The organism is Corynebacterium sp. MSK041 (assembly GCF_030232265.1).
Lineage (GTDB): Bacteria > Actinomycetota > Actinomycetes > Mycobacteriales > Mycobacteriaceae > Corynebacterium.
Window position 1 is genome coordinate 1 of record NZ_JASPJK010000013.1, and the last position, 25,352, is coordinate 25,352.

Here is a 25,352-nt window from a genome sequence, read left to right on the forward strand (position 1 = left end):
CGCATCAGGCGGCAAACCAACACCATAAACCGGCGCATCAACACCCCGCACAGGCACGCTACCCCCTCAACTCGGTTTGCCGCAGGCGGTACCAACCACCCGCGAAATCGGGTCAGCCACAAACATGACTCAATGGACTAGGACCCACAGCTTAGAAACGATTAAGAACACACGCAACACAAACACCCAAATCTTCAGCAAACTCTCAGGCTCATATGTCCAAATCCATAGGTTCGTCCCGAGCAATTTGGATCATTTCAACTCTGCCTGAGCGGTTAACCCACTGCGCACGCCCAGCGGGAAGACGCTTGAGAAATACGCCCGGGAAGATAGCCCCCTCTTGCCGTTCACCCGACAAAAGGACACCTGCTGCCCCCGCTTCACGGATCGCTTGCATAAGTGGGTCATAAGATGCTCTGGACATGCCGGAGGACCTACGGGCGATGATGATGTGTAGCCCAACATCTGCGGCCTGAGAGATGAAAGGCACTAACGGCTTCAAGGGGTTGTTACCGCCTTCAAGTCCGTCATAGTTATCCACCAGCACATAAATTTCAGGACCGGACCACCACGAACGGGAGCGGAGTTGCTCCGCTGTAATGTCCCTGCCAGGTAGACGACGCCCCAACTCGGAGGCGATCCCCTTAGCTAGCGTTTCGCACCCTTCGCGCGTGCCAGCGAACCCGCCAAGGAACTGATCCGGTACTGCGCCAAGAAGTCCTCGTCGCAGATCCCAGACGCCGAACATGATCTCGCCCGGCCGCTTACCTGCAGTCACTTCCTCGATATATGTGCGCAATGTTGTCGTTTTACCGGACGCACTATCACCGATGACAAAGACATGGCGCTCGTCTCCCTCTATATCGAAGCGAGCGGGGCCAAGCGTCGTCTCCGTGAGACCAAGACACACGGGTGGTGCATCCGGGAATGAACGACGAATCTCCGCAAGAGCGACCGCTGATGGAAGCATGCGTACTGGGGGCGCGCCGGCACCCCGCCACCCTTCCGCAATAGCAGCCACCGTCTCCTGCGGGGTCATTGGTACGCCACCACGTTGCTCCAGGATGGGTAGAGCGATGTGACTATAGGTGCCATCTGCAATCGCAGCGCGCCCAGTGGGCAACCCTACAAGCCCTTCGGAGATCTTTTTCCCCATCGCCGAGTCAATCGGATCATTCAGCGCGAACTCCAGCCGCGTACCAATGACAGCCTGCAACGGCAGACGGAAATCCGCCCAACGCCCAGTAGCAAAGACCACATGGATGCCGTAGGCCAATCCGCGCTGAGCAATTTCAGTGACTTGTTCCGCGACATCGTCATAATCCTTGCGTAAAGTCGACCAGCCATCGATAGCCAAAACAATATCCGCAGCAGGTAGATCCGAAAGCAGACGTTTCTTATGCATCTCGCGCATTTCCTCAACATTGGAAATGTGGTGCGCTGAAAACAGCTGCTCACGCTCCACAAGGAACATGCCAATCTCTGCGACTGTGCGGCGTAGCTTGTCTTCGTCGAAACGCGTGGCCACCGTACCAACGTGCGGCAAGTCCTCCAGATACGACAAACCCGAGCCCGACATGTCAATGAGGTAGAAATTCACCTCTCGCGGGGTGTGCGTCAGCGCTGCCGCAGTAACCAATGTGCGAAGAGCCGTGCTCTTGCCTGATTGCGGCGCTCCCATAATGGCCACGTTGCCACCCGCACCAGAAAGATCAAGAGTCAACGGCCCCTGCCACTGATCCAGGGGCTTATCGCGCAACCCCAGCGTGAAAACCATGTGGCCGGGTGAAGCCGCACTCAAGCCTCGTTCGGACGACATCTCCACCGGACCAACTGCCCCCTGGAGTGATAGGGATTCTGGCAGCGGAGGCAGCCAAATCTGGCGTGTTTTCTCCGCCGCTGGGGCGAGACGCCCGACCACAAGATCAAGAGTGGTTTCCGGTGGAGTGCCGTCAGTCAGCCGTGCGTTGCGCTGTTCCAGAAATTGAGAATGTTCTTTTTCGCGTTGGCGCAGCCACTCCTCCGTGGTGTTGATTAAGTCCAAGGGCATGGGCACTGGTGGCAGCTCGCGTTCATGGGCCCGCTCGATAGCTTCATATGGGCCGGAGACATAAGCAGCCTTGAAACGGTCGAAGATGTCTGGATCCACCTTCAAAAAGCCCGAGCCTGGAATGGGTGGCAGTTCATGGGCATCGGTTGTGCCGATGGCTGCGCGCGATTCCTGAGCGGAGAAGGTGCGCAAACCAATGCGGTAGGACAGGTACGACTCCAAGCCACGCAGACGACCTTCTTCCAAGCGCTGGGAGGCAAGCAGGAGGTGAACACCAATCGAACGGCCGATGCGACCAATTTGGACAAAGAGCTCAATGAACTCAGGTTTAGCGGCAAGCAGCTCACCGAACTCATCAATAACCACAAACAGCACCGGTAGTGGCTCGGTAACTTTACCCTCAGAACGTAGCTGGTTGTATTCAGCAACGTTGGCTAAGTTGCCCGCTTCTTGCAAGACGCGCTGACGCCGCTGAATCTCACCAAGAATTGAGTCATGCAAACGATCCACAAGGCCCGCACCGTCTTCCAAATTGTCCACAATCGCTGCTGTATGCGGCAACGGCTCCAAACCAGCGAAAGTTGCACCACCCTTAAAGTCCACCAACACTAGAGAAAGCTGGTCCGGCGGATGGCAAATCACCTGGGACAAAACAAGGGTGCGCAGCACTTCTGATTTACCGGAACCGGTGGCACCAACACACAGGCCGTGCGGGCCCATACCCGATTTCGCGGACTCTTTGATGTCTAAGTTGATCGGCTCACCATCCGCACCCACTCCGAAAGGCACGTTGAGAAAATCACGAGTCGAACGCGGCTGCCACGCTTCGACAACGTCATACGTGGCAAAGTTAGCTATACCCAGCATGTCATCCAACGCAATCGTGCGCTCCAACGTGGAATCAGGTGACGCATCCTCCACCAAACGCAACGGGGAAATACTGCGTGCGATGGACTCTGCAATAGCCGGTGAGACTTCATCTAGCGACCCCGAATCACCGCCGTACAGTACGCGTTCGGCGTAGCCAGCCTCACCCTCCTTCGGCTCACGGACCTCACCGCGATCCAACAACTGCACAGTAAAAGACCGGTCAGGGCGCAACAGCACACGCACATCTACCTTTGAAGGCTCAGAATGCTGCACCCGCGACGTAGCCAGAACCGTCACACGAGACGACTCTAAAGAGCGCATGGAATCAATCCGCCCAGAAATCTGCTTGCCATGCTCTGAGTCCATATCCAAAACAATGAGCAGGTGAGGTCGGTCAATCAAAGTCTTGTGATAACGAGAGCGCTCTTTGACTTCCTTGTCCCGCTCGCTTAACTCCCTGAGCAATCCCTCGGCAGTCTCCGCGTTAAAAGAGACACTCCGCTTACCAATCGGCCCATCGAATTCCTCCGGGGACAACAGGTGTGGGAACCAAAGCGGCCACGAGCTCCTGTCCGTGTCATCCGCAAGCGGCAAAGCCAAATGGAAACGCACATCATCCGGCGCATGAAAGATCGCCGTCTGACTAAGAATCGCTCGCACTGTCTCCGTGGTCAGCTCCGGTGGGCCGACCAAAGACACCGAACCCCGCGCCGGAATCGCGATAGGCAACCCATCAATACTGCACGTGCGGCGCTTCATCCGATCCAGGTGCGCCTGCGAAATCGGCTCCGCAACCTGCATCGGATTCGTCACCGGCGGAACATCCACACCACGAGCGAACGTGCCAATGCCAGTCCCAATCCGAGTAACCAAAAAATCTTCATCACCCGGGCGACGCTCCCATAGGCGGTAGGGATCCCTCACCACGTCGACAAGCGAACGCGGATGCGGATGGCGGGTGAGCGCTTCAACTTGCTGCTCACGAGCAAGCTCACGGATTTCCCCCTCAACCTCCTCTAAATGCTCGAGGAAACGCTCCCGCTCCTCCTCAGCTTGTCGACGCGACCCCGTGCGTTGACGAATAAACATCAACACAGCACCCAAAATCACCGCCACGAACATGAAACACCCAACCACCATGCGGATCGGGTTGCCCGAAGAAAACATCATCATCACCATGCCCGTACCAGCGATGATGGGCATCAAAAGCATCATCACACCAGCGCCACCACTACGCGAGCGGATAGTAGGCACCTGGGCAAGACGAAGCGGCTTTTCCTTCGGAATCGTGCGATGCAAGCGAGCCGGGCGGTGGACAATACGGGTGCTCATAAGCCCTTTCTCCAAGCGTTCCAAAACAGTAATTAACGGTACCGGCAGTCAACGGTAGGACCACCAAGTCTAAGACTCCGCTGAGATAAGTGTTAGATTATTGTTCCATGACTGATGTCTTCGTCCGCGTGAGCATCTTTTACAAAGAGCGACAGCTCGATGTGAGCTTGCCGTATAACCGCCCCGCCGTTGACGTCGTTGATGATGCAGTGGACCTTTTTGACAGCCATTCTGACCAGACGGGCACAGAATCCCCCGACTCCATTGCCACAGCTGACACCCACACATGGGTCCTATCCTCCCCCAAAACAGGAGTCATTGATCCGCACTCCACACTCGCTGAACATGGCGTGCAGGATGGCAGCAAGCTCTACCTCACCCGCCGCCAAGAGGCAGCACGGACCCCTTTTGTCGATGACGCCATCGCGGAGGTGCGCTCAACCATCGGCGCAGCACAATGGGTGTGGTCCGGCGCAATGCGCAGCAGTGGCGCACTGGCAGTCCTCACATTCCTGATTATCCTGGCCGGCACCATTGCAGGTCGTGGCCTCTGGCTCCACGATCCACCACTGCCACCCCAAGGGTGGGCGCAACTGACCATCATCGTTGTCAGTGCCCTTATTGGTCTTGGCCTGGCACTGTGGCGCAAACACGAATGGATGCGATTCCTTGGGGCACTCCTGCCGCTGGCAACATTCATCATCGCCGAGATATCCCTACGCGGAACCCCCGCACCCCATGCTGCGGCTACAACCGTGATAGCAGTGGCGCTCAGCGCAATACCCGCAATGTGGGCAGCGGGACGAAAAGCACCTGCAGGCGGCCTCGGCGGCATCGTCACAGCACTCATCATTACACTGGTCGCCGGTGTAGTCCTGGCCGGCACGCACTTCGGTGGCAACATCTACGCCATCGCAGCATGGTCAGCATGGCTGCCCATCCTCGTTCTACTCATCGCACCATCCGTAGGCCTGCGCTCAACCGGCCTGCCAGCACTCATCCGCCACAATGAAGCCGGCGACCAAGTAGAACGCGAAGCCATCCGTACACAAGCGCGCCGGGCCGAAGCAATCAGTCGTGGGGTGTCCTGGGCGGCAGTAGTACTCGCCTTGCTCATCCTCATCATTCTTACCGCCAGCCCTGTTTGGCAGCACGGCCTCATCGCAGTGGTGCTCTGCTTTGCTTTGCTACTACGCCAGAATGGCTTTGCCGACGCACGCATCATCACCACACTCATCACAACAGGTGTTTTGGGCCTAAGTCTCACCGCCGGTGCGGCCGTACGCTGGGCACAGAACCAGGGTGTCTCCTTTGAAAACCCTGCACCCTGGTGGCTATCAGCCCAAACAAACATGTGGGTCTGGCTCGTCGCAGCAGCTGTTTTACTGTTGGGTGCAGGCATAGCCGTAGCCATCGCTCTGCGCCAACGCGATGACGTGGAAGAAGCCCGCGTGGCACGCATCCTGTCCATGCTGGATATCTTGGTGTGCCTGGCATCTATCCCCGTCATTCTAGCTGCACAGGGGCTCTACCAGTACTTTTGGGCAACCATCTAACGGGTATTGCTTTCCTCTGGCGTGGAAAACAGCCTTGCCAACAAACGGTTGTACTGCACCACCGCTGCTGGCCCTGTAGGCACCTGGATCGGTTCACGCACGCTCGGTGCGTGGGCAGCAGGAAGTGTGAGCGTATCCGCCGGATCCTCATTCGTCGGTGCAGCACCCACCTTGACCACACTGACTCGGCCTTGCCGGGCCGCCTCATAAAGGTGGTGCCCCGGCCGGTACAGCCACGAATGGTCGGTGTAGTGCCGGTCGGCGACCAGCAACACATGTGTGGCAAGGGATGTTCCGGCAACAATGAGCTCACCACTGCAGGTGTAGGGCAGATCCACAACCACGATGGGCCAGCGGTGGGATGCACGGTGCATCGCCGACATCAACTCCTCTGACGAAAGCGGTTGGGGGCTTGCTGTGGTCAACAGTGGTGATGCCCCTGAAGAATCAGCAAAAGGCTCAATCTGGGCGCGCAGCAACCCCCACGACGGCGCATGCGCCAACCCCACAAGATCACCGCCAGTATGGGCACCCAGAGGCCCTCGAAGTGGCTGATTGACACCATCAGCGTCAACCGCGATCATGGGTAACCGTGCTGCCGCATTAAGAACAATGGAGACCAGTGCCGTGGTTGGGGTGGTTAACATCTGGTCACTAACAGCAGCAACAGCGATAAGCGCTGGTTGATCATCCACGCGACCAACAGTGCGCTGTGAGTGGGCAACGGCATCAGACCACCTGAGGTGGCGTGTGAGGGAAGTCGGAGAAAATTTATTCATAGCGTTTTCGTTCTGAAGCGGAGAATGTGCAAGCTGTGTATAGCATAAGGGGACGCGGTTCTCGCTCCACCGAGCGTGACCGAACAATGAACATGAGGAGTTGAAATGAACGAGCACAAGGACACACAAGCTGGCATTCCGCCGTGGTTGCAGGTGAACCATGAGACCAAAGAGGAAACTGAGCGCTCTCAGGAGCCTCACACAAAGACGTCATCACAACACCCACAATCGTTTGATGGTGCGCCCCGGACCGCCCATTCGCCCAATCCTCCTGCCCCACAGCAGCCACCGGCAAGCTACTCTCGTCCGGAGCCCCAGCTGGCACCACCACAAAAACCGTGGTTTGACGCGCCCAAGGTGACCGAACAGCCGCCGGCCCCGCAACCGACGCCGCCTGAAACTCCACCACCGACACCGCGCCCAGACCAGTCAATTTCACAGCCGGTCACCCGGCAACCTGCGGCACCGCAGAATCCACCTAGTCAGCCTCCATTCGGGCGTACTAGCAGTGAAGTCCAGGAGCGTCCGCTCAAGGCTGAAGCAAGCATGCCACCGAAGAACCAGCCATCCGCTCCCGGATGGGCTCCGACTCAGCCACCTGCGCCTGGAATGTCATCGTCGCCGCAGAATCCGGAGCAACCCCCTCATGTGGAACTCACGCCACCGGTTGCACTGGATCAGCGCAATCTTGTGAATCCCGTGAAGGCCCCACCGAAGGCTGGTTGGCGCAAGCTCGTCCACAACTTGACGGGTGGAAAAATCAACCCTGGTGACTCGCGCTCTGCGATGGAAGAGGACGCACTGCTAGCTGCTGTTCGCACACCATTGCGTGGGGATTACCGCATCGCTGTCATGTCGCTCAAAGGTGGTGTGGGCAAAACAACAACCACTGTTGCCCTTGGTGGTGTTTTTGCCAGCGAACGCGGTGACCGTGTGATCGCCATCGATGCCAACCCTGACCTTGGCACGTTGGCGCAACGCACTGCGGCACCGGGCCCCGCGACCATCCGTGATCTCCTCACAGCAGAGGACACTTCCCGCTACCCGCAGGTGAGAGCATTTACCACACAAGCTGCTTCCCGTTTGGAAGTTATCGGCAGTGAGCGCGATCCGGCAGTGTCGGAAGCTTTCAGTGAGGATGACTACCGGCATGCGATTGATATTTTGCAGCACCACTACAACGTGATTCTTACGGATTGTGGAACGGGGCTTATGCACTCAGCCATGGCTGGTGTTCTGGAGTTGGCTAACACGTTGGTATTGGTAACCTCTTCCGCGCTTGATGGCGCCCAGTCTGCTTCGGCGACGCTGGATTGGCTTGTCATGCACGGTTATGAGCAGCTGGCCGCGAACTCTATCGTGGTCGTTTCTTCATCCGCGCCCGGCAAGCCAACTGTGGACATTGATCAAATTGTGGAGCATTTCCGTTCACGCACACGAGCTGTCCACGTCATCCCGTATGACCGCCACTTGGCGGAAGGTGCTGTGGTGGATTTGAACCGTATGGCTCGACCGACGCTGACGGCCTATCGTCAATTAGCAGCGTCGATCGCGGAAGATTTTGGGTCGTGGCACCGACATGCGCGGTAACAGAATTCTCCTTGCCGTTAGTATCAGTGCTTGTGCGCTAGCTGTAGTGGCGTGCACACCACGTTTGGAACCCCCGGAAGCAGAAAAGATTCCGCCAGTGAACACGGTGTCTGAATGGTCTAAGAATCGTGCTGAGCCCTACGGCATCCCTGAGCGGCAACTGCGAGCGTATGCCTACGCTGCGTGGCGTGTTCAGGCGGACAACGGCTGCCAGTTGGGTTGGCCAACACTTGCTGCCGTGGGCCAAGTCGCCTCGGACCATGGGCGGGCCGAAGGGTCTGTGGTGGGTGAAGATGGGCTCACATCCAAGCCCCTGCGTGGCCTTTCCATCATGAACATGCCGCCTTTGACAGTGCCGGATACAGACAACGCTGTCACCGATGGGGATGCCACACAGGATGTAGCCGTAGGCCCTATGCAAATTATGCCGTCCCGCTGGGAGCAACACGGTAGCTCTGCAGAGGAAGGCCGTAAACCGAATCCTGACAACATTGATGATGCTGCGTTGACCGCAGCACGCATCATGTGTGAAGCCGGCAACCCAACCTCACCGGAGGGATGGGATGAGGGTGTGAAGCGATTCTTTCACACGCCTGAGGCCGTCAAAGAAGTCCATCATGTGGCAAAGGAGCTGTCGCGTTAATGCAAAACACTAAGCGCGCGTGTGCGGCTATCGTGGTTCTCTTTTCTCTGGGCTTGGCGGCCTGCGGGCAACCTGGCTCGGCGAAAGTTGCCAAAATTGAGCAGCAGATTCCCCCGTTGGGTGAGCTGCCGCCGCTGCCCACGAGTTACTTCCCACCGCCCCCAGAACCCGAAACTTCAGAGCCACCACCTCCGCCACCACCGACGTCGGTGCACACGGAGACAGTGACACAAGCGCCGCCTCCTCCACCACCACCGCCACCGCCACCGCCACGGCGACCTGGAATCGAAGAAGCGTTGGATATGCTCCTCCGCCTCTAACGCACCACTTTTGCGCGATGCTGAAGGAAAACACACAGAAGGAAACCACGATGGCACACCGCCCTTCCGCTGCCAGACGGCGCCAGGCTCCCCCTATCTCCCCGCAGCAGGAACCGGAGTTTAACCAAGCCCCACCATCACACCCGAACGCAGGTTCACAGGGCGCACCCGAGCCATTACCGGCTAGTGTGATCCCTTCAGGTGTCCAGGAGGGTGACGGCCAGGCCCATTCCGTCCGCCCGCCCCGCAAGGATCACCGTCTGGCGGTGCAAGCCGAAAAGCTGCGCCTGTCGGCGTTAACTAACGCCATTCAGTTTGGTGAGCAGAATTCCAGCATCAAACCCCGGCGTTTCGGTATTCTTCTTGGCTCTTTGGCCATTGGGCTGGTTATTCTCGGCGGAACCATCGGCGGATCCGCACTCCTGCAGTGGATTGCAAACCGGTAGCAGAATTAGAAGTAGGCATTGAGCAGTAGATACTGAGCCACTAAGAAGAGGAGGGCCCGGCACCGCCGGAGCCCTCCTTCGCCTCTTTAAACGCGTGAGCGTTTAGATCTTCGCCTTGGACTTCTCCAGCTCGTCGAAGATTTCCTTCGGGATGCGGTCGCCCAGGGTCTTGAGGTACTCCTCACCCTCAGCGAACTCGGCTTCGAACTCGGCCGGGTTGACGGCGAGTGCTTCGCGGACGTCCTCGAGTGGTGTGTCCAGGCCGGTGAGGTCCAGGTCCTCGGCGCGGGCAACCAGGCCGGCGACGGTGTCGTCGGCCTCAACGCGGCCCTCGATGCGGTCAATGACCCACTTGAGTACGCGGGAGTTGTCGCCGAAGCCCGGCCACAGGAAGCGGCCGTCCTCACCGCGACGGAACCAGTTGACCAGGAAGATGGACGGCATGCGGTCGCCGCCCTCGGCGCCACGGTCGATCCAGTTCTGGATGTAGTCGCCGACGTTGTAGCCGATGAACGGGAGCATCGCGAACGGGTCGTGGCGCAGGGAACCGACCTTGGCCTCAAGGGAAGCAGCGGTCTGGCCGGAAGCCAGCAGGGAGCCAATCATGGCACCGTGGTTCCAGTCGCGGGCCTGGGTAACCAGCGGGATGGTGGACGGGCGCCGGCCACCGAAGAGGATGGCGTCGAGCTTGACACCCTTCCAGTCGTCGAACTCCGGTGCAGCGGTCGGGCACTGGGAGATGGCCACGCAGTAGCGGGAGTTCGGGTGAGCAGCCGGGGTGCTGGACTCAGGGGTCCAGTCGTTGCCCTGCCAGTCGATGAGGTGCGCCGGCACCTCGCCGTCCATGTCCTCCCACCAGACATCGCCGTCATCAGTCAGCGCGACGTTGGTGAACAGGGTGTTGCCTGGCTCCATGGTGCGCATGGCAATCGGGTTGGAGTCGTAGTTGGTGCCCGGGGCGACGCCGAAGAAGCCGTTCTCCGGGTTGACAGCGTAGAGGCCGTCCTCGCGCAGCTTCAGCCATGCGATGTCATCGCCGACGACCTCAGCGGTCCAGCCCTCAATGGTCGGGGTGATCATGGCCAGGTTGGTCTTACCGCAGGCAGACGGGAATGCTGCTGCGATGTGGTAGGCCTTGCCGTTCGGATCGGTGAGTTTGAGGATGAGCATGTGCTCCGCCATCCAACCCTCTTCGCGGGCCATGACGGAAGCGATACGCAGGGCGTAGCACTTCTTAGCCAGGATGGCGTTGCCGCCGTAGCCGGAACCGTAGGACCAGATTTCCTTGGTCTCCGGGAACTGGGAGATGTACTTGGTGTCATTGCACGGCCACGCCACGTCTTCCTGGCCTGGTTCAAGCGGTGCGCCGATGGAGTGGAGGCAGCGGACAAAGTCGCCGTCCTTGCCAATCTTGTCCAGGGCTTCCTGGCCCATGCGCGTCATGATGCGCATGGACATGACCACGTAGGCGGAGTCCGTCAGCTGCACGCCGAGCTTCGGCTCCGGGTCAGAGATAGGGCCCATGCAGAACGGCACGACGTACATGGTGCGGCCCTTCATGGAGCCACGGAAGTGCTCGGTCATCTCAGCCTTGAGCGCGCTCGGCTCGACCCAGTTGTTGGTCGGGCCGGCATCCTCTTCCTTCTCGCTGGCGATGAAGGTGCGGGACTCCACACGCGCCACGTCGGACGGGTGGGAGCGAGCGAGGAAGCTGTTCGGACGCTTGTCCTCGTTGAGCTTGATCAGCGTGCCCTTTTCTACCAGTTCAGCGGCGAGACGGTCCCACTCTTCGTCTGATCCGTCGGCGAAAACGACCTGCTCCGGCTGGAACAGCTCCACAGCGTCATTAATCCACTCAATCAGTTGTTCGTTTTCGGTGGGGGCCTGCCCCTGAAGACCCTTCACTACGGCGGTCATACATTCTCCTCAATAATCGGCGACTACCCAGTTAATTCTTCCCTCTTAGAGTATCGAAGTGTTACCCCCACCCGCCCGTCTCACGAAACTGCCCACGATAGCGCGACAATGTCACATATTCCCCACCCCCGAAAGAGGGGCCGGGAAGGGCGGCTGACGGCGAGGATAAAACGTCGATAAGCAGCTTTGATTCCTGTAATACCTGCCGAGCGGATGGTTTGTGAGGTCTGCGGGCAGGATGCGCGAATGTTTTTGTCTTTATTGCCCCTATGCGGGGGACTGGCCTCAAAGCTGCGACAATGGCGTGCGTGAATGATTCTCTTGGTGAACTCCCGCACGGCCGTCCCCCGCAAACTGAGTTTGATACGGGCCTGGATTACCCCCGCCTGGGGTCCGTGACTTTCCGTCGTGGCACGCTCACGCCTAATCAGGAGCAGCTTTTCGACGAATGGTGGCCCCGACTCGGCCGCATCCTCACCCATTCAGATGAGGATCAGACCATTGATGTTGATGAGTGGTTTGGGCGCAGCGGACACAAGACCATCGTGGAGATTGGGTCAGGCACGGGCACGTCCACGGCAGCAATGGCTCCGCTGGAGAAAGACACGAACGTGATCGCGGTGGAGCTGTACAAGCCGGGTCTGGCCAAGCTGCTGGGTTCTGTTGTGCGCGGCGAGATTGAGAACATCCGCATGGTGCGTGGGGACGGCGTTGAGGTCCTCGCCCGCATGTTCCCGCCGGAATCCCTCGACGGTGTGCGCATCTTCTTTCCGGATCCGTGGCCGAAGGCGCGGCACCACAAGCGTCGCATCATCCAGTCGGGCACGCTCAACCTCATTGCCACACGCCTGAAGCCGGGCGGCGTGCTGCATGTGGCCACCGATCACGCAGATTACGCCGAGTGGATCAACGAGCTGGTTGAGGTGGAGCCGATGCTGGAATATAAGGGCTGGCCGTGGGAGAATGCCCCCATCCTGACCGACCGCCAGGTGATCACCAAATTTGAGGGCAAAGGCCTGGATAAAGAGCACGTGATTTCTGAATATCTCTGGGTGAAAAAATGACAGATGTACATAGCTTGATCCATTCCTATGCCCCCGGCGCGGATGCCGGCCCGGACAGTTTGCTGCTGGTGTGGGACGCGCCGAATTTGGACATGGGCCTGGGCGCCATCCTGGGTGGCCGCCCCACTGCCGCGTACCGGCCGCGTTTTGATGCGATTGGCCGCTGGCTCGTGCACCGCGCCCTGGACATGCCGGGCGAGGTGGAACCGGAAGCAACCGTGTTCACCAACGTCACGCCCGGTTCCGCCGATGTGGTGCGCCCCTGGGTGGAGGCGCTGCGCAACGTTGGTTTCGCCGTCTTTGCTAAACCGAAGGCGGATGAGGAATCTGATGTGGATGCGGACATGATTGCCCACATCACCCGCCGCCGAGATGAAGGCGTGCTGCGCGGAGTAGTGGTTGCGTCCGCTGACGGGCAGAACTTCCAGGACTTGCTCGAGGAGCTCGTCGCTGACGGCATCCCGGTCACGGTCATTGGTTTTCACGAACACGCCAGCTGGGCAGTCACCGACCCCGCCATCACGTTCGTAGACTTAGAGGACATCCCTGGCGTATTCCGCGAACCGCTGCCGCGCGTCAACCTGGACCAGCTGCCGGACGGCGGTGCGTGGCTGCAGCCGTTCCGCCCGCTGAGCGCACTGATCAAGAACTAGGAGACGCATGTTCTATAGGTGGGGCCGTGCCGCCTACCGGCACCGCAAGATCATTCCTGTGGTGATCATTGCCCTGATCATCCTCATGCAGGTGCTGTGGGGCGCCAAGCTCGGTGAGCGTCTGTCGCAGGAGGGGTGGGAGGATCCGCGCGCAGATTCCACCACCGCTGCGGTGATTGAGGAGGAGACGTTTGGCCGCGACAATGCCGGCGACGTGATCCTGTTGGTCAGCGGCAACGTCACGGACCCGGCGGTGGTGGCGTCCGCCAACGAGCAGATCTCCCGCCTTAAAGATCGCCCGGAAGTTGACCACTTAACCAGCTATTTTGCCACCCCGAACCCGCAGCTGATCTCCCCTGACAAAACGAAGGCTTTTGCCGCGATCGGCCTGGCCGGTGACGGCGAGCAGACCTTGAAGGACTTCCGGGCGCTGCAGGAAGAGCTGGAAGCCATTGAGATCCCTGGCGCCGAAGTGCAGATCGCCGGCGCTACCGCCGTGGCTGATGCGTTGGACCGCGGCATGGCGGATGATATTGCCCGGGCAGAGAAAATCGGTCTGGTTTTTGTCGCCGTGATCCTGCTGTTCGTCTTCGGCGGTGTCATCGCAGCGGCAATGCCGCTGATCGTGGGCGTGCTGTCCATCATCGGTTCGCTGTCGATCCTGTCCATCCTGGCACAGTTCCAGCAGGTCAACGTGTTTTCGCAGTCCATCATCACCCTGTTGGGTCTGGGCTTGGCTATCGACTATGGCCTGTTCATGGTGTCCCGTTTCCGGGAGGAGCTGGATAAGGGCCGCACCGTTGAGGACGCCGTGGCGGAGACCACCACCACGGCAGGCAAGACGGTGTTCTTCTCCGCGCTGCTCATCGGTGTGGCGCTGTCGGGTCTGCTGATGTTCCCGCAGGCCTTCCTCAAGTCCGTCGCCTACGGCGCGATCAGTGCGGTGTTGTTCGCCGCCTTAATTTCAGTGGCGGTACTGCCGGCGTTGTTTGGGATGTTGGGACACAACATCGATAAATGGTCCGTCCGTCGCACCAGCCGGACGGCAAAGCGGCTCGAGGACACGATCTGGTTCAAGATCCCGGCGTGGGCCATGCGCCACTCCAAAGCTGTCATCGTGGGCGTGACCGGCGCACTGTTGGCGCTGACTATTCCCATCGTGGGCATCACCTTCGGCGGTATCAACGAGTCCTACCTGCCTCCCACCAACACGGTGCGCCAGGCACAAGATGACTTCAATGAGACCTTCCCCGCCTTCCGCACGGACCCAGTGAAGCTGGTTGTCACCGGCGCGGACAACCAGCAGCTGGTGGACGTGGTCATGCAAACCCGTCAGGTCACCGGCCTGGCCTCCCCCATGGCACCGACGCAGGCCACGAAGGACGGCACAACAGTGCTCTCCGGCACCCTGGCGGACCGCAATGGTGGTGAGGAAGTCATCGACCAACTCCGCGCCATCACCGCACCGGAGGGTGTGGACCTCTACATCGCCGGCACCCCAGCCATGGAAATCGAATCCATCGAAGCCCTCCTGGAACGCCTACCGTGGATGGCGGTGTACATGGTCGTAGCCACGTTCCTGCTCATGGCGGTGCTCTTCGGCTCGATGATTTTGCCGGCCAAGGCCGTGATTATGAACATCCTGGGTATCGGCGCCACACTCGGTTTCCTCACCCTCGTCTTCGTGGACGGCGTGGGTTCCGGCCTGCTCGGCTTCACACCAGGTCCGCTTATGAGCCCGGTTCTCGTGCTCATCATCGCGATCCTCTACGGTCTGTCCACGGACTATGAAGTCTTCCTGGTCTCGCGGATGGTGGAGGCACGGCACAAGGGCTCGCAAACAAGCGATGCGATTAAATACGGCACCGCGCACACCGGCGGGATTATTACGGCGGCCGCGCTCATCATGATCGTGGTCGCGGGCGCATTCGCGATGAGTGAGATTGTGATGATGAAGTACATTTCCTTCGGCCTCATCTTCTCCCTCGCGCTTGATGCCACGCTCATCCGTCTGCTGCTCGTGCCCGCCGTCATGCACGAACTGCGCGAGGACAACTGGTGGGCCCCACGGTGGATCAAACGCGCCTACGAGAGCTTCGGGGAGGGCAGTTCGCTTATCGACGATGCCCCTGCTTCAGAACCCACCCACCCCCGCACCGGCGAAATCCCCATTGGCGATACCGTCCTTGCCACGCAGCACGCCCGCAGCGGTGTGAGCGTGGACCAGGACAGCGACCTCATTCCCTTCGACGAACTCATGCGCCGACTGAATGACTGATCTTCGTTCCTGGGTGCGGTGGCTGGCCCCCGTCGCGGTCCTCATTGTTGTTGGACTGGTTTTCCGCGATCAACTGCCGTTCCTTGGGCAGGCCTTCGCGGCACTTAGCCACGCCTCCCCCTTGTACGTGACGGCGTCGATTCTGTGCTCGGTGCTGGCCATCGTGGCCATGGCCATTGTGATGCGCATCCTACTCGTGGCTAAACACGTGAACGCGAACATCGGCAATTGCACCGCCATCACTCTGGCCAGCAACGCCTGGTCCACCACTCTCCCCGGTGGTCCCGCCCTGTCCGCGTGGTTGACCTACCGCGTCCACCGCTCTTGGGGCGCTTCACCGGGATTGTGCGGGTGGTTCTTTGTCATCTCCGGCGCACTGTCCACCGTGTGGATGGTGGTCATTGGCATAGCCGCCGCTATCTTTCTTGGCGCCAACCTATCCATGTGGGCTCTCGCTGGCTCTCTCGCCGTAGCCTCTGCTGCCATTGCCGGCCTGTTCTGGGCCGTGTACAACCCGACCGTGCTCGCACGCTGGACGCGCTACCTGCCAACGCGTGTGCGCGAGCGTGTCCTGCCCGTGATCACTCAGCTTGGTGATATCCGCATGTCCCCCCGCGGTTTCATCGCCGCCGCTTTCTGCTCCCTGCTCAACCAGCTTATTGACGTAGCCACCCTCTACTTCTGTGTCGCCGCCGTCACCGGTTCCCTCCCCGGCTTCACCGCCGGTGTGGATGACACCACGATCCAGGGCGTCACCTTGGCCTTCATCATGACCAAGCTGGCCGGTGCTGCCCAGATCACCCCTGGCGGCATTGGCACCGTAGAACCCGTTGCCACCGCCTCCCTGGTGGCCACTGGCCTCACCTTGGTGGAAGCTACTGCCGCCACCCTGATCTACCGCATCGTTTCCTTTGCCCTCATTACCGTCATCGGCTGGGTGGTCTACCTCATTGCTTATGCCGGAAAAGGGTTCATGCTCGGCCGGCAGCACTAACGCCGCCGGTCGAGCATGAACAATTCCCCTCTAAAAGAGGCCAGAAGAACTACGCCGCCGAAGCAACATCCTCCTGAGCATCTTCCTTTTCATCTTCAGGCTTAGCCGAAGAACCAGACTTGGAACTAGACCCCTTAGAGCCAGAGCCCTCCTCCGGAGTCGATTCCTCATCCGACTTCTTCGAACTACTCAGATTCTCCAACGCATCACCAACAGTGATCTGGTTACCGGAACTACCAGAACCAGGAGCACAGAACGCCCACAGCAAACCAGCAGCACCAGCAAGAGCAGCCAACGTACCCAGAACCTTCAACGCATCCTGATTGTTGTAAGCAAAAGCCTTCAACTGACCATCAACCTGCGCAGCAAACCGCGAAGCATCCTCATTGTAGATACCCGTACCCTGCTGAATCCTGGAGTTCGCCTCCTGAATCTGCTTACCAATACTCTCCTGCACCGCCATAATGCCCGGCGCCTTCGCATTACCCAACGCAATCAACGGCAACGACAACAGCAGCGCACTAATCACACCACCAACAGCCGGCAAACAACGCTCAGTAATCGGATCATCACTGGAACCATCACCCGAAGAACCAGGCGCATTCTCATCCAAGTTAGACACCGTGCACGACAACTCAGAACCAGTCTTCGCCGGAACAGTGAACTTGCCACCCTCCAGCGTCACATCAACAGCAACACCAGAATCAGTGCACTTAACACTCTTCGGCTCACCATTAGCCTCAGCCACCGTCACAGTGCCCACAGTATTCGGATTCGACGTACGGTAACGAAGAACCGCAGCACCAGACTCATCAGTGACTACAGCCCCCTCATCAAGAGCCACGATCTTCTTACCCGCATCATCAGCCTTCGCATCCTCAATAGAGAACTTCCAACCAGACTTCGTCGCCGGAGCCGTCGGCTCAACAACCTTGCCACGCTTATTCACAAAGTTCTTCTCAATATTGATCACACCCTGGCAACCCTTAGTCGCTTGCTCCACGAGCGTCGCCGACAACTCGGTGTACTGAGTAACTGGAATCCAGTCATCATCACCAGAGATGTAACCCAAGTAGGTGGCGGCATCCGTACCCGGCTGCACTGCTTTACCAACAGCCAGCGGAACAACCCGAGTACCGGCATTCTTCAGGCTGTTAGCAGCCTCCACCGCGGTTTGAACTGCGGACTTCACTCCGCCACCCGAACCGTCGCCATGCTTATTCGGTTGACCATCAGTGATCAGGTAGACGACCGTGTAATCCTTACCTTGGACCTCACTCAATGCCTTCTGCCAGTTGGTGTACCTGTCAGCACCATTCGATGGAATCGCAAGTTTGTCGATGTGATCGTTCAGAGTCTCCTGCTCAGAGGCAGGGGTCTTGTCTAGGTTTTGCTGCCCCTTTGCCGGAGAATCCGTCGCAAAGTTGTAAATGCCAATCTGGGTATCCGTATCCTTCAATGCATCAACGACAGCCTTGCCAGCCTCCTTCGACTGCGCTAGGCCCTGAGGACCGATCGAACCAGAAACATCAAACACAAGCGCCATGCTCAGGCCACCGCAACGCTCCGGAAGTGGCGGGTTAGCCGCGATGGCATGGCCGGCATCGACCGGCGCGGCAGATGCGCGGGGCGTTGCCACTAGAACGCTGGCAACCAACGCCAGGATGGTGATCAGGGTGACCAGCAGCCACTGTGGGCGCACCCGATGTAATGACTTCATGGAAATGACTCCCAAAACTCTGAGAAACTACCTAAAGGGCTATGGACTCAACATTAGATACCGTTGCATTCCGGTGCAATGAATATCGCGCATGAGCAGCCTCCCTACCCCCAGCTGACACCCTTTCGGGGACGACGTACCTGTCATCGCGGGAAGGGGCGCGGGCTATTCTGGGGCCATGAAGAACTCCACCGCTATCACGCTCGACGTTGTTGCCATTGCACTGTTCGCATTGTTTGCGCGCATTGCACACCAGACTGATGAGATGCCGCTGAACTTTACCGGCTGGCTCAACACCCTGCGGCCGTTCTTGCTCGGCGTGGCGCTGGCGTGGGCAGTGGCGCTGTTTGCTCTGAAGGAAGCTAAAGGTTGGGCCATCTGGCTCATCACCGTGGCTACCGGTTTAATTTTCTGGGCAATAAGAAATCAGCAGCTGCCGCACTGGTCCTTCATTCTCGTAGCCAGTGTGATGTCGGCGCTGCTGATGTTGGGGTGGCGCGGTATTGCGCGCCTGATCAAGCGGTAGGTTAACCGCTGATTAGAACGGCAACTTGCCGGAGGCAATCGACTGAACAACCCAGACGATGTAGTTGATAATTTCGGCGCCGATGTCCAATGCACTGCTGAGCATGGGGTCCTCCCAGGGGGTCGAAGTGTATTTCCTCTAACGATTCAAGTATCGCCACTGAAGCGCAGCTTGTTACAACCGGCTGGCTACAGCGGGTGAATGGCGTGCTTCTTCGGCAGATCCCGGTCGTACTTGGTGGATAGCTGACGTAGAGCTCGGCGCAAGGTCAAGCGGGTCTCTGACGGCTGGATCATCGCATCCAAGTAACCGCGTTCGGTGGCCACGTACGGGGAGGTCATGTTCTCCTCGTAGAAGTCCATGAACACCTTCTTCATGTAGGCGCGCTGGTTCTCATCCTCAATGGTGGCCAGCTGCTTACCCTGAATCATCACGGCAGCAGCAGCAGAACCCATGACGGCGATCTGCGCGGTCGGCCACGCGAAGTTCAGGTCACCCGTCAGGTTCTTCGAACCCATCACGGCGTAAGCACCGCCGTAGGCCTTGCGGACAATGAGAGCGATCTTCGGTACCGTTGCCTCCACCACGGAGAACGCCAGCTTGGCACCACGGTGAATAAGGCCGACCTTCTCCTGGTCCACGCCCGGCAGATAGCCCGGGGTGTCCACCACGAAGATGAGCGGCAGGTTGTACGCATCACAGATCTGAATGAAGCGCGCGCCCTTGTCCGCGGCGTCCGCATCAATACATCCAGCGAAATGCATAGGGTTGTTGGCTACGAAGCCGACCGGGCGGCCGTCGATACGCCCAATGGCGCAGATGAGGTTCGGGGCGTAGTTCTCCTGGATTTCCAGGATCTCCTCATCATCACCCAGCTGGACCAGCAGGTCCATCATGTCGTAGCCGGCGTTTGTGTCATCCGGCATGAACTCATCCAAAGCAGAATCATCCAGGTCCTCGTCCGCCGGCGCCCATGCCACCGGCGGCTCATCAAAAGAGCTGGTGGGAAGGTGTGCGAGCAGGTCGCGGACAAAATCAAACGCCTCATCTTCAGACTGCACGGTGACGGAGACGTTGCCGTTCTGCTCCTGCTGCAGCGCGCCGCCGAGCTCAGCGGAGGAAATATTCTCACCGGTCACCTCACGGATCACGGCTGGGCCGGTGACATACATCTCCGCCTGGCCTTCAACAGCAACAATGAAGTCCGTGGTCACCGGCGCATACACCGCGCCACCAGCGGATTTACCCAGCATGATGGAGATCTGCGGGGAACGGCCAGACAGTGGCAGCTGACGGCGGGCAATCTCCGAGTACATGGCCAGAGAAGTCACCGCGTCCTGAATACGCGCGCCACCGGAATCCTGAATACCAATGACGGGGCAGCCGATCTTGATGGCCATCTCCATCACATCCACGACCTTGCGGCCAAAGGTCACGCCGACGGAGCCGCCGTACACGGTCTTATCGTGCGCGTAAATGGCCACCGGGCGGCCATCGATGCGGCCATAACCAGTCACAACACCGTCGGAGTACACAGCATCCGGGTCGCCGGGGGTGCGGGCGAGGGCGCCGGACTCGACGAAGGACCCTTCGTCCAGAAGCGCATTAATGCGTTGACGCGGCGTGGTTTGCCCAGCATCATCACGCTTCTTCCGCGCGCGCTCTGAGCCCGGATCCTGCGCGCGCTCTAAACGGTCGCGCAGTTCAGCGAGTTTTTCAGCGGTCGTTGCCATTAATCCACTCCTGCATATGCTTGCCGACGATCCCCACCGCCGGCTCATCCACAACCGCCAAGTGATCACCCGGCAGCTGCACGATGGTCAAATCTTCCACGATGGCGGCCCAGCCGCCGTCCGGTGCAATATCTGCGTAAGCAGGCTCCAGCATAATCGCACCTTCGTGCATACCCTCCGCGCGGAAGAGCAACACCGGCACGTCAACATCAGCCCACTTGGTCAAATCCACCTTGCCCAAGATCTGGTTGTCCACGAAGCTAGCGCGCTGGTGCTCCAGCACACCGGCGGACAGGCCGTGCGCCGAGGCGTCCGTGGTGGCCAGGAATTCACCCAGCATGGTCAGCAGCGCATCCTCACCAGCGGTGTCCAGCAGCTCGTAGGGCACCTCAAAATCGAGGCCGTACGTCTCCTTGGCAAAAGCGGCGTAGCGCTCCCAGCGTGCGCGGACGTCCTCCGGGGTATTCGGCGTTGGGTTCCGCGGCTGGGTGGTATCCAGCAGTGCGATGAATTTCACCTCCGGGGTGTCCTCGCCGGCCCCGGAGCTGGCGCGGTTTTGCAGCTGGTGCGCCACCTCATAGGCCAGGGCACCACCGAAGGACCAGCCAGCCAGCACGATCGGCTGGCCTGCGGCGAGTTCCACGATGTCCTCGATGTAGGCCGCGGCACGCTCCTCGAGGCTGCCTTCGAGACGCTCCAGGCCGTACACCGGAACGTTGTCCGCCAGGCGACGCGTCAGCGGTTCGTACACCACGGTCGAACCACCAGCCGGGTGGAAAAGGAACACCGACGGCGTGGTCTCATCCGTGCGTGCGCGCAGCACGCGGACGTTGCCCTCCACAGCGGTTTCCAGCCCTTCACGCACCACGTTGGCCAGCGGCTCCAAGGTGTCTGCGTCCAGCACCTGCTGCGCGGTCACCTCGATGCCGGAGCGCTCCGTCAGGTGCGCGGCGATCTCACCGGCCACGTTCTCATCGATCTTTGGCAGCGGCGAGGTCACACCAGCAGCGGCCGCACCGGCGTACTTCGCCCACGCACCAAAGACCATGCGCTCAGAGGCATCGCGCGGGGCGACACCCACGCCGGTAGCGGGCTGGTCAGCCCCTGGCTGCTCTACCTCTGTTTCTACTGGCTGAGCCTGCGCAGCGGGCTCAACCAGGCCAGCCCCCGTTTCCCGTGGCAGGTCGGTCTTTGACCGGCCTGCCACGGCGTCTTCAACCATGTGGATGACGTCGGCCACGGAGGCGTCGCGAAGCGCCTGGAGCTGCAGCGGCGGGATCTGGAAGTCGTTTTCCACACGGTTCTTGATGCGCATGCCCATGAGGGAATCCAGGCCCAGGTCAATGAGTGGCAGTTCCACCGGCAGGTCATCCACGTCATAGCCCATGGACTCAGACACGATGGCGCGGAGGCGTTCTTCCACGGTTTCCTTGGCGGGATCCCACACGACGGACTCCACATCCACGGCACCGGGAACACCGGACTCGCGGGCGGCTTCGGCCAGCTCACGTGCGGCGGCCACTTCCGGGGGCTGGGGGTTGTCCGTCACGCCGGGGAGGGGAGTATTGGCCAGATCCAAAGTCGTGGCAAAGCCTTCTGCGATGAGTGCTTCCCCACTGTGCACCGTGACGGTGAGACCACCGAGACCACGGCGAACCAAGGTGGTGAGCTCGCCCGAGGCGGGCAGGGAGGCGCGCTCCTCCGCAGCGATGACCCGCGCATTCGGGTCCGTCTCACCGGCGGCAAGCTCCACGAGCTGCATGACCGAGTAAATCTGATCGGCCTGCGTGGCGTAGGCCAGGGTCCCGTCAGGAAGCGAGACGCGCGCACCCAGCGGGCCGGAACCCGACGCGGAGGGGCGAGCATCCGTCCACAGATCATTGCGCTTGAACTGCGTATGCGGCAGATCCGCGCGCGCACCAGCACCAGCAATCGCGGCGAGATCCACCGGCATGCCCTGGACATACAGCTTGGCGGCGAGGTCCAGCAGCGTGGCCACCTCGTTCTCCTTGCGCTTCAAGGAGAACAGCAGCTGCGCATCCGGCTTGCCCACGGAGAATGCCGTGTTCATCATGCCCATGATCGCAACCGGGTTCGGGGAAATCTCCACCAACGTGGTGTGATCAGCAGCAAAAGCCGCCTCCGTGGCATCCTGGAACATCACCGGTTGGCGCGTCATGCGGATCCAGTAGTCCACGTCATGCACGGTCTCACCCGGGCGGTGCGTGCCGTCGACGGAACCAAAATGCGTGATGCGCAGCGGCTTCGGCTCAATGCCCGCGATCTCGCCGGCCAGCTCACCCAGGATCGGATCAAGCATACTCGTGTGGCCAGCACCGCGAACCTGCAGCTTGCGCGCGAATTTCTCTTCCGCTTCCAGCGCCGCCACCAGGTAATCCACGGCCTTGCCGGGCCCACCCACGGTGGTCATGCCCGGACCCGCGTATACCGCGGGCTCAACGCCGACAGCTTCGGGATGCTTGTCGACGAACTCCGTCAACTGCTCCCTGCTCAACTCCACCACGGCCATGGCACCTTCTGCATCGGTGCCAGCCACCTGCTTCTCCCCCTCACCCATGAGGCGGGCGCGAGCGCAGGCGATGGTGAGTGCGTCCTCGGCGGACAGGCCACCGGCGGCATATGCCGCGGCCATCTCGCCCATGGACATGCCCATCGTGGCAGCCGGGGTGATGCCGTAGCTAGCCAGAAGATCTGTCACTGCGATTTGAATGGCGGTGATGGTGACTTGGCCGGTTTCGGTGTCATACGTCTGCTCATCATCAAGAATGAGGTCCATCATGGACCAACCGGATTCAAAGGCAACGACCTTGTCCAGCTCCTGGATGCGCTCGCGGAACAGCGGGGAGACCTCTACTAGGCGTTTGGCCATCTTGCGGTGCTGCGAACCAAAACCGGAGTAGACGAACACCGGGCCAGCGGCCGCCGGGCTATCAGCGGAGTACACGCCCTGCGTGTTCTTACCCTGGGCGACGTAGCCCATGCGCTTGGTGGCTTCTTCCAGGGTGGATGCGGTGACCACGGCGCGTGAACGGCCATGGTTGCGGCCAGCCAGCGTGCGGGCCACTGCGCGCAGATCCGTCTTCGCGCCGGTTTTCTCCAGCGCCTCTTCCACCACGCCCGCCATATCCCGGCGACGCGAGGGCAACAGGCCAGACACCGGCAGCAGAACAAGGTCCGGGTTCTCCGGATCAATCAGTGCAGATGGCGTGTCAGCCTCGACCTTGTAGTCCGACGCATCAAAGTCGCTGAGCACTACGTGTGCATTCGTGCCACCGAAGCCGAAACCGGACACACCAGCGGTGCGGCGGCCGGAGTACTGCGGCCACTCGCGGGGATCTTCCACGATCTCAATAGACTGCGCATCAAAGTCCACATACCTGTTCGGCGCGGTGAAATTAGCAGTCGGCGGAACCGTGTCGTGCTTGAGCGCATCGATGACCTTGATCATGGCCACAACACCAGCGGCGGATTCAGCGTGGCCGATGGTGGACTTCGCCGACCCCAGCAGCAGTGGCTCCGAATCCGGGCGGCCAGCGCCGGAACCCAAGACCTCACCCAGGGCGGTGGCCTCAATCGGATCACCTAGGGCGGTTCCCGTGCCGTGGGCCTCCACCAGGTCCACCGTTGCCGGATCCACACCAGCATCCGCGTACGCGCGACGCAGCACATCCACCTGTGCTTCCGGGTTCGGGGCGGTCAGACCATTGGAGTGGCCATCCGAGTTCGTGGCCGAACCCTTGATCACGGCCAGCACGTCATCCCCATCCGCAATCGCGTCCTCAACGCGCTTGAGCACGATGAAGCCGGCGGCCTCCGCACGCACAAAACCATCCGCATCATCCGAAAACGCGCTGATTTTGCCAGTCGGGCTAATCACGCCCAGCTCGGAGAAAGCAGTGGAGATAAACGGCGAGGCCATGATGTTCACGCCACCGGCCAAGGCGACATCCGTTTCCCCATCGCGCAGTGCGCGCACGGCATGATGCACTGCAACCAGGGAAGAGGAGCACGCGGTGTCCACGTTCATGCTTGGGCCGCGGAAGTCGAAGGCGTAGGAAATACGGTTCGGAATGATGGAGCTCGCTGTACCCGTCAGTGCATACGGGTGCGCCGACGCCGGGTCGGAGGTGATCAACATGCCGTAATCATTCGAGGAGGAGCCTACGAAGACACCGACGGATTCCCCGCACAGATCACTGGCCGGCAGGTTGGCATCTTCGAGTGCCTCCCACGCCAGTTCCAACATGATGCGCTGCTGCGGGTCCATATTGGTGGCTTCCAATGGGGACAGACCAAAGAACTCATTATCAAAGGTGCGGATGTCATCCAGGTAGCCACCCTGGACGTTCTGCTCCTCCATCTTCTTGGCCATCACCGGGTCACCGAGGTACTCGGACCAGCGGCCTTCCGGCACATCACCCGTGACGCACTGGCCGGTGACAAACAGGTCCCACAGTTCATCCGGGTTGGCTGCCTTGGGGAAGCGGCCAGCGCGACCCACCACAGCAATGTCCCCAGAGCTATCCGTGGCGCGGCGAGTGCTCACCGGCTTGGCCTCACCGGACAGGCCGGTACCCGCCAGCAAACCATGCGCGAGCGCCTCCACCGTGGGGAACTGGTACGCCACCGTGGGGTCCAGTTTGATATCCAGCAGGTTCTCCAGTTCACCGGACAAGACGATGACATCGCGGGAGGACAGCCCCAGGTTCTCCAAAGGTGCAGCTGGGTCTACCTCATCAACACTGGTTCCAGTGGCATCTGAAATCCACTGCCGCAACCAGGTGATCAGTTCTGCCTCGGTCATCGTCTGTGCCACAGGTCCTTCCTAGTGAATACCGTTAAAAAAATTGAACAGGGCAA

General features: G+C 60.1%; 15 protein-coding genes. 9 read left to right on the plus strand and 6 right to left on the minus strand.

Translation table 11 applies throughout. The annotated features are described in order from the left end of the window. Nucleotides 1–211: 211 nt before the first annotated feature. On the minus strand, nucleotides 212–4,252 hold the full coding sequence (gene eccCa, locus QP968_RS09515) for a type VII secretion protein EccCa (RefSeq protein WP_284856164.1): 4,041 nt from the start codon (nucleotides 4,250–4,252) through the stop codon (nucleotides 212–214). A 107-nt stretch (nucleotides 4,253–4,359) separates the two neighbouring features. Between eccCa and eccD the strand changes: the two genes are divergently transcribed. After that, nucleotides 4,360–5,808 (plus strand): type VII secretion integral membrane protein EccD, encoded by a 1,449-nt coding sequence (gene eccD, locus QP968_RS09520; RefSeq protein WP_284856165.1) that lies wholly within the window; start codon nucleotides 4,360–4,362, stop codon nucleotides 5,806–5,808. On the opposite strand, the gene QP968_RS09525 is transcribed toward eccD, so the two are convergent. After that, nucleotides 5,805–6,587, minus strand: coding sequence for a hypothetical protein (locus QP968_RS09525; protein WP_284856166.1), 783 nt, complete (start codon nucleotides 6,585–6,587; stop codon nucleotides 5,805–5,807). The genes eccD and QP968_RS09525 overlap by 4 nt on opposite strands. Before the next feature lie 546 nt (nucleotides 6,588–7,133). On the opposite strand from QP968_RS09525, the gene QP968_RS09530 reads away from it, so the two are divergent. The 3 genes from QP968_RS09530 to QP968_RS09540 all read left to right on the plus strand — a co-directional run bounded on the left by QP968_RS09530 (nucleotide 7,134) and on the right by QP968_RS09540 (nucleotide 9,586). Further along, a complete protein-coding gene (locus tag QP968_RS09530) occupies nucleotides 7,134–8,177 on the plus strand; it encodes a MinD/ParA family ATP-binding protein (protein ID WP_502870936.1) in 1,044 nt (347 codons plus the stop codon). A 97-nt stretch (nucleotides 8,178–8,274) separates the two neighbouring features. Further along, nucleotides 8,275–8,820: a lysozyme family protein gene (locus tag QP968_RS09535; protein ID WP_284856167.1), complete on the plus strand. Its 546-nt coding sequence runs from the start codon at nucleotides 8,275–8,277 to the stop codon at nucleotides 8,818–8,820. 370 nt (nucleotides 8,821–9,190) lie between these two features. After that, nucleotides 9,191–9,586, plus strand: a complete 396-nt coding sequence (locus QP968_RS09540; RefSeq protein ID WP_284856168.1) for a hypothetical protein — start codon at nucleotides 9,191–9,193, stop codon at nucleotides 9,584–9,586. Nucleotides 9,587–9,688: 102 nt separating this feature from the next. Here the strand turns inward: QP968_RS09540 and QP968_RS09545 are convergent, their stop codons facing one another. Further along, on the minus strand, nucleotides 9,689–11,503 hold the full coding sequence (locus QP968_RS09545; protein ID WP_284856169.1) for a phosphoenolpyruvate carboxykinase (GTP): 1,815 nt from the start codon (nucleotides 11,501–11,503) through the stop codon (nucleotides 9,689–9,691). A gap of 299 nt (nucleotides 11,504–11,802) precedes the next feature. On the opposite strand from QP968_RS09545, the gene trmB reads away from it, so the two are divergent. From trmB to QP968_RS09565, 4 genes are read left to right on the plus strand one after another with little or no spacing between them, the layout of a single operon-like run. Beyond that, the gene (trmB, locus tag QP968_RS09550) at nucleotides 11,803–12,567 is read left to right on the plus strand and encodes a tRNA (guanosine(46)-N7)-methyltransferase TrmB (protein ID WP_284856170.1); all 765 of its coding nucleotides are present in this window, start codon (nucleotides 11,803–11,805) and stop codon (nucleotides 12,565–12,567) included. Next, nucleotides 12,564–13,220: an NYN domain-containing protein gene (locus QP968_RS09555; RefSeq protein ID WP_284856171.1), complete on the plus strand. Its 657-nt coding sequence runs from the start codon at nucleotides 12,564–12,566 to the stop codon at nucleotides 13,218–13,220. Before trmB ends, QP968_RS09555 begins: the two co-directional genes overlap by 4 nt. A 7-nt stretch (nucleotides 13,221–13,227) precedes the next feature. Then, nucleotides 13,228–15,498 carry an MMPL family transporter gene (locus QP968_RS09560; protein ID WP_284856172.1) on the plus strand — a complete coding sequence of 757 codons (2,271 nt, stop codon included), beginning with the start codon at nucleotides 13,228–13,230 and terminating at the stop codon, nucleotides 15,496–15,498. Next, nucleotides 15,491–16,492, plus strand: a complete 1,002-nt coding sequence (locus tag QP968_RS09565; RefSeq protein ID WP_284856173.1) for a lysylphosphatidylglycerol synthase transmembrane domain-containing protein — start codon at nucleotides 15,491–15,493, stop codon at nucleotides 16,490–16,492. The genes QP968_RS09560 and QP968_RS09565 overlap by 8 nt, the downstream gene beginning before the upstream one ends. A gap of 49 nt (nucleotides 16,493–16,541) precedes the next feature. On the opposite strand, the gene QP968_RS09570 is transcribed toward QP968_RS09565, so the two are convergent. After that, a complete protein-coding gene (locus tag QP968_RS09570; RefSeq protein ID WP_284856174.1) occupies nucleotides 16,542–18,212 on the minus strand; it encodes a vWA domain-containing protein in 1,671 nt (556 codons plus the stop codon). 178 nt (nucleotides 18,213–18,390) lie between these two features. On the opposite strand from QP968_RS09570, the gene QP968_RS09575 reads away from it, so the two are divergent. Then, on the plus strand, nucleotides 18,391–18,738 hold the full coding sequence (locus QP968_RS09575; RefSeq protein ID WP_284856175.1) for a DUF3054 domain-containing protein: 348 nt from the start codon (nucleotides 18,391–18,393) through the stop codon (nucleotides 18,736–18,738). 188 nt (nucleotides 18,739–18,926) lie between these two features. On the opposite strand, the gene QP968_RS09580 is transcribed toward QP968_RS09575, so the two are convergent. Both QP968_RS09580 and pks13 read right to left on the minus strand, forming a co-directional pair. After that, nucleotides 18,927–20,471 carry an acyl-CoA carboxylase subunit beta gene (locus QP968_RS09580; RefSeq protein ID WP_284856176.1) on the minus strand — a complete coding sequence of 515 codons (1,545 nt, stop codon included), beginning with the start codon at nucleotides 20,469–20,471 and terminating at the stop codon, nucleotides 18,927–18,929. After that, nucleotides 20,455–25,296, minus strand: a complete 4,842-nt coding sequence (gene pks13, locus QP968_RS09585; RefSeq protein WP_284856215.1) for a polyketide synthase Pks13 — start codon at nucleotides 25,294–25,296, stop codon at nucleotides 20,455–20,457. Before pks13 ends, QP968_RS09580 begins: the two co-directional genes overlap by 17 nt. Between the last annotated feature and the right edge of the window lie 56 nt (nucleotides 25,297–25,352).

Excerpts from the sequence above, each read along its gene's own strand:
- QP968_RS09530 (WP_502870936.1), top strand. The coding sequence starts at position 7,134 with ATGCCACCGAAGAACCAGCCATCCGCTCCCGGATGGGCTCCGACTCAG.
- QP968_RS09540 (WP_284856168.1), top strand. The coding sequence starts at position 9,191 with ATGGCACACCGCCCTTCCGCTGCCAGACGGCGCCAGGCTCCCCCTATC.
- trmB (WP_284856170.1), top strand. The coding sequence starts at position 11,803 with ATGGCGTGCGTGAATGATTCTCTTGGTGAACTCCCGCACGGCCGTCCC.
- QP968_RS09575 (WP_284856175.1), top strand. The coding sequence starts at position 18,391 with ATGAAGAACTCCACCGCTATCACGCTCGACGTTGTTGCCATTGCACTG.
- QP968_RS09570 (WP_284856174.1), bottom strand. The coding sequence starts at position 18,212 with ATGAAGTCATTACATCGGGTGCGCCCACAGTGGCTGCTGGTCACCCTG.
- QP968_RS09560 (WP_284856172.1), top strand. The coding sequence starts at position 13,228 with ATGTTCTATAGGTGGGGCCGTGCCGCCTACCGGCACCGCAAGATCATT.
- QP968_RS09555 (WP_284856171.1), top strand. The coding sequence starts at position 12,564 with ATGACAGATGTACATAGCTTGATCCATTCCTATGCCCCCGGCGCGGAT.
- QP968_RS09525 (WP_284856166.1), bottom strand. The coding sequence starts at position 6,587 with ATGAATAAATTTTCTCCGACTTCCCTCACACGCCACCTCAGGTGGTCT.
- eccCa (WP_284856164.1), bottom strand. The coding sequence starts at position 4,252 with ATGAGCACCCGTATTGTCCACCGCCCGGCTCGCTTGCATCGCACGATT.
- QP968_RS09545 (WP_284856169.1), bottom strand. The coding sequence starts at position 11,503 with ATGACCGCCGTAGTGAAGGGTCTTCAGGGGCAGGCCCCCACCGAAAAC.
- eccD (WP_284856165.1), top strand. The coding sequence starts at position 4,360 with ATGACTGATGTCTTCGTCCGCGTGAGCATCTTTTACAAAGAGCGACAG.
- pks13 (WP_284856215.1), bottom strand. The coding sequence starts at position 25,296 with ATGACCGAGGCAGAACTGATCACCTGGTTGCGGCAGTGGATTTCAGAT.
- QP968_RS09565 (WP_284856173.1), top strand. The coding sequence starts at position 15,491 with ATGACTGATCTTCGTTCCTGGGTGCGGTGGCTGGCCCCCGTCGCGGTC.
- QP968_RS09580 (WP_284856176.1), bottom strand. The coding sequence starts at position 20,471 with ATGGCAACGACCGCTGAAAAACTCGCTGAACTGCGCGACCGTTTAGAG.